Below are 6,950 nucleotides of genomic sequence, written 5' to 3' on the forward strand. Positions count from 1 at the left end.
GTAATTATTATATAAATATATGAAAAATAATCAATAGTCAAAAAAACATATAAATAAATATATGAATTTGTAAAAAACAACGATTTTGTAAAAAGAATGTAATTTTAGAGAGATATATACGTATAAAAAATAAAACGTGATTTTAATTTGCAGTGATATGGATTCTATGATATAGTGTGGTAAAGTGATGCTGTGAAAAAAAACAAAACCCCGTCGGCAAACAAGGCGGGCAGCGCAGGAAAGGGGATCATAACAATGTATATTACATGCCTGGACGTAGAAGGAGTACTGGTACCGGAGATCTGGATCGCATTTGCGGAGGCAAGCGGAATCCCGGAACTTAAAAAAACGACACGTGACGAGCCGGATTACGATAAACTGATGAGATGGAGACTTGGAATCTTAAAAGAGCACGGCCTTGGACTGAAAGAAATTCAGGCTACGATTGAAAAGATCGACCCGCTGCCGGGCGCAAGAGAGTTCCTCGACGAGCTGCGCACCTTCTCCCAGGTGATCCTGATCAGCGACACCTTCACGGAGTTTGCCGCACCGCTGATGAAAAAGCTCGGCTATCCGACCCTGTTCTGCAATTCTCTGGAAGTCGCAGACGACGGAGAGATCACAGGATTTAAGATGAGAGTTGAGCAGTCGAAGCTTACGACTGTAAAAGCACTGCAGTCCATCGGATTTGAGACAATCGCAAGCGGTGATTCCTACAACGACCTTGGCATGATTCAGGCAAGCAAAGCAGGATTTCTGTTCCGCTCGACCGACAAAATCAAAGCCGACTATCCGCAGATTCCGGCGTATGAGACGTATGAGGAGCTGCTTGGTGCGATCAAAAAGGCAATGGAGGAGAAGTAAACAAAAAAGGTGATTTCCGGCCGGAGGCTGCGACGAACGGTCAGGAAAACAGAAATATGGGGGTTTTATTACATGAGAAGAAGAATTCAGGTAGAAGCAGAAAAACCACAATTCTGCGTCACAACAGGAATTACATTTGCACAGGCGGATGCCTGGTTTGGAAATACGGTGCAGGATTTGAAGCTGGATTTGATTTACCCGCGGGATAACACCAGAAAATATCCGTGTGTGGTATGGATTTGCGGAGGGGCCTGGATCCAGATGGACCGCTCGGCACATCTTGCCTATCTGTCCGTACTGGCACAGCAGGGATTCGTTGTTGCATCGGTAGAATACCGCACAAGCAATGAGGCAAAATTTCCGGCGCCGCTGCAGGATGTGAAAGCAGGAATCCGTTATCTGCGTGCACATGCCGATCGCTTCAATATTGATCCGGACCGCATCGGTGTGATGGGAGAGTCTGCGGGCGGTTATCTGACCTGCATGGCAGCGCTTGCGACAGATCCCGTTTATGATGTGGGAGAAAATCTGGAATATTCCAGTGCCGTACAGGCCGCCTGCCCGTGGTACCCGCCGACCGATTTCCGCGGATTCCCGTACAGTGATCCGGAGCAGTGTGCGGCATCTCCGGAATCCCTTCTGATGGGCAAAAACGTGATGCGCCATCCGGAAGAAGCACTCGCATGCTGTCCGGTCAGCTTCGTGACAAAAGCCGCACCGCCGTTTCTGATCATCCACGGAGAGGATGACCATACTGTTCCGTTCGGACAGGGAGAGGAACTGCACGACGAACTGGAAAAAGCGGGATGTGACGTCACACTGCTTTCGATCGAGGATGCCGACCACGCAGATCTCCATTTCTTCCAGAAGGAAGTGTGGGACGAAATCTGTGCATTCTTCCGCGCAAAACTGTAAAAGAAAAATAGCAGAACGAAAGTGAAGTGAAATGCTCCCTTCTGAACAGACAGGTGAAAGAAGAAAAACTTGTCATTTAGGAAGGAGCATTTCACTTTCAACATTTTGTTCTGCTTTTTTGATGTGTTTTATCCAATGCGTCGTAAAACTCCTTGCTTTAGCTATAGGGATATAAGACGCGTCCATCGAATTTACGCAAGTAATTGAGATGGACAAAATAGTGGTTGTATTAAATAAAAAAATATAGTATAATACAAATATGGATACAACATATAAATCAAACAACAATGTCGTCTATTCGTGCAAATACCATGTAGTATGGTGTCCTAAATATAGACGAAAAGTATTAACCAATGGTGTAGATACCAGGTTGAAGGAACTGCTCACAGAGTATGCTGCAAATCTTTCTGTAGAGATTCTGGAAATGGAAATCATGCCGGATCATGTTCATATGCTGCTGGAAGTAGACCCTCAGTTTGGTATTCACAAAGCCGTAAAATCTTTCAAAGGCTATACTTCCAGAATTTTAAGACAGGAATTTCCATATCTTAAAACTAAGATGCCGACGCTTTGGACAAACAGCTATTTTGTATCGACGGTGGGTGGTGCTCCGCTGGAAGCAGTAAAACAGTATATCGAAAACCAGAAAACATCGCAGAGACAAAAGGATAAGATGGGATAATGCAAAAAGGGATCAAATTCAGAATCTACCCGAATAAAGGACAGAAAGCCTTCATTCACCAGACGCTGGGATGCTGCAGGTTCATCTATAACCGGGGACTTGCCATGCGTAAGGAAGGCTATGAAAAAGGGGAAAAAATCGGCTATGGCCAGACTTCTGCCATGCTGACGGAACTGAAAAAGCAGGAAGAGTTTGCTTTTCTGAAAGAAGTCGATTCCATCGCATTACAGCAGTCATTGCGGGATCTTGACCGGGGATTTGTAAACTTTTTTCAAAAAAGGGCGTCCCATCCAACTTTCAAAAGCAAACATAACCATTTTCAGTCGTACAGAACGGTAAATCAAAAAGACAACATTCGTATCGTGGGAAGATATATCAAACTTCCGAAGCTTGGATATGTGAAAGTGCGTCAGTCAATGGAAGTGGGAAACATTCATCACGTAACCATTGAGCATACGCCATCCGGAAAATATTTTGCGGTTCTGAATGTTGAATTTGAACCGGAACCGCGACCTAATCAGGGTGGAACGATTGGGATTGATGTTGGAATCAAAACGTTCTATTCTGACAGCAACGGAAATACAGCAGCGAATCCCAAATATCTGGAACGCTCGATGCGAAAACTTGTAAGGGAACAGCGCAGACTTTCCCGAAGAGAGAAAGGATCCCATAACCGGGATAAGCAGCGAATTCGAGTTGCCAAAGTACATGAAAAAGTAACGAATCAAAGAAATGATTTCCTGCAGAAACAGTCAACGATGCTGGTGTGTGAAAACCAAACCATCTGCATCGAAGACCTGCATGTAAAGGGAATGATCCGGAACCATAAACTGGCAAAGTCGATAGCCAGTGTTTCGTGGGCAAAGTTTTTCGAGATGCTGGAATATAAAGCTGTGTGGTATGGAAATGAAATCCGCAAAGTACCAACAATGTATCCGAGCAGCCAGACCTGCAGTTCCTGTGGCTATCGGAATCCGCTGGTGAAAAATCTGCGCATTCGTATCTGGGAGTGCCCCGGCTGTCACGCAGTTCATGACCGGGATACGAATGCAGGCATCAATATTTTGAAAAAAGGACTGCAGCTGCAGTCGGCATAAAGATAAGAAAACTGTACCGCAGGGCATGCGGGAACAGTATAAATATAGCCTGTGGACACCGTGTAAGACATTGCAGTACCGTAAGGTATTTGCCAATGCAATGGTGGAAGAAACAGGAATCCCCCTGCTTTAGCTGTGGGGAGTGTCAATCCATTTCAGTAATTCATATGCTGGTCAACCAGGAAGATCGAAATCGCTTTTTGACATTTATCCGAGATCATTTGGATGAGGATGGCTATGGGTTGATTCTGACTATGGGGGACGGTGAATACGAGGTAACTGGAGATATTACAAGCGCCTTTGACAGCGTGAAACGAACACACCAAGGAACAGGGCAGGAAGTTGCCGTTGCAGCCACAAGCTGTAGAATGGTTAATTTTGCGACATTGGAACAGGAAATCGCTAATAATGGCTTGCATATTCTACAAAAAGGAATTACGAGCATAATACCGGATTTCCCTCAAATAATGTATGCTTTGGTAAAACGATAAAAACTTAGAACGAGTGCAGTGTTAACACTATTCCAAAATTCTTAACAGTTCCGCCGTACCAAGGCTCCGCCCACGGGGGCAGTCCAGACTGACCTCTCTTGCCCTATGGGCAATCCACCTCCCCCACGGGGGGAGGCTAAGAACGGGTGCGGCTGTTATACATATCGGAATAAATCTAACACTCAATGGCAAGACAGTGGCACAGCGTATAACCAAAATACTGTGTCACTGTTTTTATATTTTCACCAAGCATCTCTAGTTACTCCTTTCGTTTGATAAAACTAGCATACTGATTAGCCATCAATACATCAAGCAACGCAAATTAACATTCATGCAACGCCCAATATTACAAGGATTCATTAAGTCCTCTATAAACTGGAATCTATCGAGTTCTTTGTGTAGTGAAAATAACAATTTCCTTTACTATTGCAAAAACATTTCTGCAAAACCATCGACGCCATATCTTACAGTAATATCTTTCAAACCAGCCTTAATTTCATCTCTGCTATAATTATGTGCTTCCAGAAATTCATCTGACTTATCATTTAAGGAGGAATAAAACAGTAAAGCCATTTCTAAATCTGTCTTTTTCCCTTCTTCCGTTATTTCATATATTTTATTTTCCGCCTCATTAATGAACCCATTATCTACCATATCAAGTAGCTCATCCAGCGTCTGTTGTTCCTTTACATCTTCCAATAATTCTGCTGATGGTGAATCGGTATCAATATTGAATAACAGCTTTAGTATAGCTCTCACCATTTCCTTTATAAGTCTCATAACATAGTCTTGTTCAAACAAGTTTTATTCTCCTTTCTGCTTTATATATTTGCAGAAATTGTCCATTCGTACTTTAAAAGTAATGATGGTATCTTCTCTAGGAAGTCTAAACATATATTGAATATATATCAGACAAATGACACATATCAAAACTTCAAACCATATATTATAAATGTTTATCCCTTTAATCTGTTTTCTGTTTTCAAAAACACGGCTCTCTTGAAAACTCGAATTATCATCATCATTAGTTATAGTCGATGATGTAATCTCTCCAAACAAGCCATGGGTGTTAATTATTCCGCAAGGTAAAACTGCCACTGAAACAGAAACAGAGAATAGGATTATAAACAATCTAATTAACCATTGCTTCTTTTCTTTCATATCCATTTCTCCATATTGGGTTAATCATAAAATAAGAATTTACCAAATCGACAAACAACGATTTTAATGTCTCTATTATACCATAATGATACTATTATAAAAAAGGAAAAAGAGCTCCTTCGAGCTCTTTTGATTCAGTTCTGTAAACTTGAATTTATCTTTTATCAACGGGAAACGTATTAAACCACGCTCTTTCTTCAAAAGGGCGTTTTTTAGGCAAAATGTTTTCTTCTTCTGGAATACCAATCGGAAGAAAACAGACCAATTCATAATCATCAGGAACATTTAAAATTTGCGCCATTTGATAACCTATTTTATCTTCGTCTGTAATATGTCCTTCATACCAACAGCTTTGATACCCTAGTTCCACCAATGCAAGCAACATATTTTCAATAGCTGCGGAATAGTCCTGAACTGCGAAACACTTATCTCTATATGCATTTATTCTCTGTGTTAAAACACAAATTATAGCTGGCGCAGTTTCTCCTACAGGTGGATTTATAACATTATGCAGTTTTTGCAATATATCTTTATCATCTACAGCAATTAAACTTGTTGTCTGCTTGTTACAGCCAGAAGGGGCATTTAATCCCGCCTGCATAATTGTAATCAAATCTTCCCGTGGAACAGAAATTGGTTTGTATTTTCCACGATAGCTATGCCTATGGTTAATAATATCAATAATCTTCATTTTATCCTCCTACAAACTTGAAGTTGTTAATTACAGTCTCAGAACAGCGATCAGTTCTTCGCCGTCCATTTCACCGGTTTCTTCGAAACCGAAAGAGCGATACATCTGACGGGCAACTGCATTATCGGGTTCATATGATAGCCAACAGTATTCCGCTTCTCCACAAGGCATAGATTTTATGAACTCTAATGCAAGGCTGACCGCTTCTTTCCCGTACCCTCTGTTTTGATATGCCTTATCGATCATAAGACGCCACAGATTATAGTTTCCCTTTGCAATTTCAGGTGCATCCGTCCAATAATCATCAACATCAAAACCAATCATCAGGAAGCCTACAGGCTTATCCTCATCATATATACCAAACGGGAATGCATGACCGTTTCCCGTAATTGCAGTATACGCTTCAATGATGCTGATCTCATTGGTGGCAACGAAGTTCTTCTGCGATTCCGATACCGTCAGTTTCAGGATATCCCAGACATTATTACCATTTACTTTTTCTAAATGAAGCATATATCTTTACCTCGCTAAATTCCGATTTCTCAGTTTCAAAAACTGGAAGTTGTCAGTCTGGTAATTCAACCAATACTGCTTCGTCAATATCAAAGTAATCATCCATATTACTGCTAAGCCCAGATGCTTTCCAAGCTTGTTCGAAGGTAATATCTTCTATGTTGCTTAAATAAATGTATGTGCTGTCCTTAACGGCATTACTCAGTCGTCCACTGATTTCCAACCTGTATTTGTAGATATGTCCATCGCACTGCCATGTACCGTCTGACATTTCACTGTATGTTTTCATGTTTCCTTCAATTGTGTCAATCGGCTTTATTGACTGTGTACCACAACCCGTGATTGAGGCCGTAAGTAAAAGACATAGCAACAATATTAGTATTTTCTTCATGGTCATTACCTCCCAAAATTCTAATTTTCCAATTTAACAAACTTGAAATTGTAAATCTTAAAAAATGGTTTTCAAGTAATTTATCCAGTCGGATAACCCTTCTTGATTAAACTCCAACAAGGCTTTCGAATATATATGAAACGCT

10 protein-coding genes are annotated in these 6,950 nt (G+C 41.3%); 5 read left to right on the forward strand and 5 right to left on the reverse strand.

The genetic code is table 11. The features are described 5' to 3' along the window. Nucleotides 1–255: 255 nt before the first annotated feature. The 5 genes from thrH (at nt 256) to DXA55_RS16570 (ending at nt 4,049) form a co-directional block, all read left to right on the forward strand. Complete coding sequence (gene thrH, locus DXA55_RS16550) at nt 256–864, forward strand: bifunctional phosphoserine phosphatase/homoserine phosphotransferase ThrH (protein WP_117805025.1); 609 nt, start codon at nt 256–258, stop codon at nt 862–864. A gap of 72 nt (nt 865–936) precedes the next feature. After that, nucleotides 937–1,779 (forward strand): alpha/beta hydrolase, encoded by an 843-nt coding sequence (locus tag DXA55_RS16555; protein WP_117805024.1) that lies wholly within the window; start codon nt 937–939, stop codon nt 1,777–1,779. Nucleotides 1,780–2,038: 259 nt separating this feature from the next. Beyond that, a complete protein-coding gene (gene tnpA / locus DXA55_RS16560; RefSeq protein WP_117805023.1) occupies nt 2,039–2,461 on the forward strand; it encodes an IS200/IS605 family transposase in 423 nt (140 codons plus the stop codon). Then, nucleotides 2,461–3,558 carry an IS200/IS605 family element RNA-guided endonuclease TnpB gene (gene tnpB, locus DXA55_RS16565; RefSeq protein WP_117814650.1) on the forward strand — a complete coding sequence of 366 codons (1,098 nt, stop codon included), beginning with the start codon at nt 2,461–2,463 and terminating at the stop codon, nt 3,556–3,558. Before tnpA ends, tnpB begins: the two co-directional genes overlap by 1 nt. A 95-nt stretch (nt 3,559–3,653) precedes the next feature. Then, complete coding sequence (locus DXA55_RS16570; RefSeq protein WP_118742429.1) at nt 3,654–4,049, forward strand: hypothetical protein; 396 nt, start codon at nt 3,654–3,656, stop codon at nt 4,047–4,049. A 423-nt stretch (nt 4,050–4,472) separates the two neighbouring features. On the opposite strand, the gene DXA55_RS16575 is transcribed toward DXA55_RS16570, so the two are convergent. The 5 genes from DXA55_RS16575 to DXA55_RS16595 all read right to left on the reverse strand — a co-directional run bounded on the left by DXA55_RS16575 (nt 4,473) and on the right by DXA55_RS16595 (nt 6,805). Next, nucleotides 4,473–4,850 (reverse strand): DUF6483 family protein, encoded by a 378-nt coding sequence (locus tag DXA55_RS16575; protein WP_117805428.1) that lies wholly within the window; start codon nt 4,848–4,850, stop codon nt 4,473–4,475. A 3-nt stretch (nt 4,851–4,853) separates the two neighbouring features. After that, on the reverse strand, nt 4,854–5,210 hold the full coding sequence (locus DXA55_RS16580; protein WP_117805427.1) for a hypothetical protein: 357 nt from the start codon (nt 5,208–5,210) through the stop codon (nt 4,854–4,856). A 154-nt stretch (nt 5,211–5,364) separates the two neighbouring features. Then, nucleotides 5,365–5,901 (reverse strand): nitroreductase family protein, encoded by a 537-nt coding sequence (locus DXA55_RS16585; protein ID WP_117805426.1) that lies wholly within the window; start codon nt 5,899–5,901, stop codon nt 5,365–5,367. A gap of 30 nt (nt 5,902–5,931) precedes the next feature. Further along, nucleotides 5,932–6,414, reverse strand: a complete 483-nt coding sequence (locus DXA55_RS16590; protein WP_005935263.1) for a GNAT family N-acetyltransferase — start codon at nt 6,412–6,414, stop codon at nt 5,932–5,934. 52 nt (nt 6,415–6,466) lie between these two features. After that, nucleotides 6,467–6,805 (reverse strand): hypothetical protein, encoded by a 339-nt coding sequence (locus DXA55_RS16595; RefSeq protein ID WP_055158441.1) that lies wholly within the window; start codon nt 6,803–6,805, stop codon nt 6,467–6,469. Nucleotides 6,806–6,950: the final 145 nt, after the last annotated feature.

Origin of the sequence: Blautia sp. OF03-13 (genome assembly GCF_003460685.1) — a bacterium.
Taxonomy (GTDB): domain Bacteria; phylum Bacillota; class Clostridia; order Lachnospirales; family Lachnospiraceae; genus Fusicatenibacter; species Fusicatenibacter saccharivorans.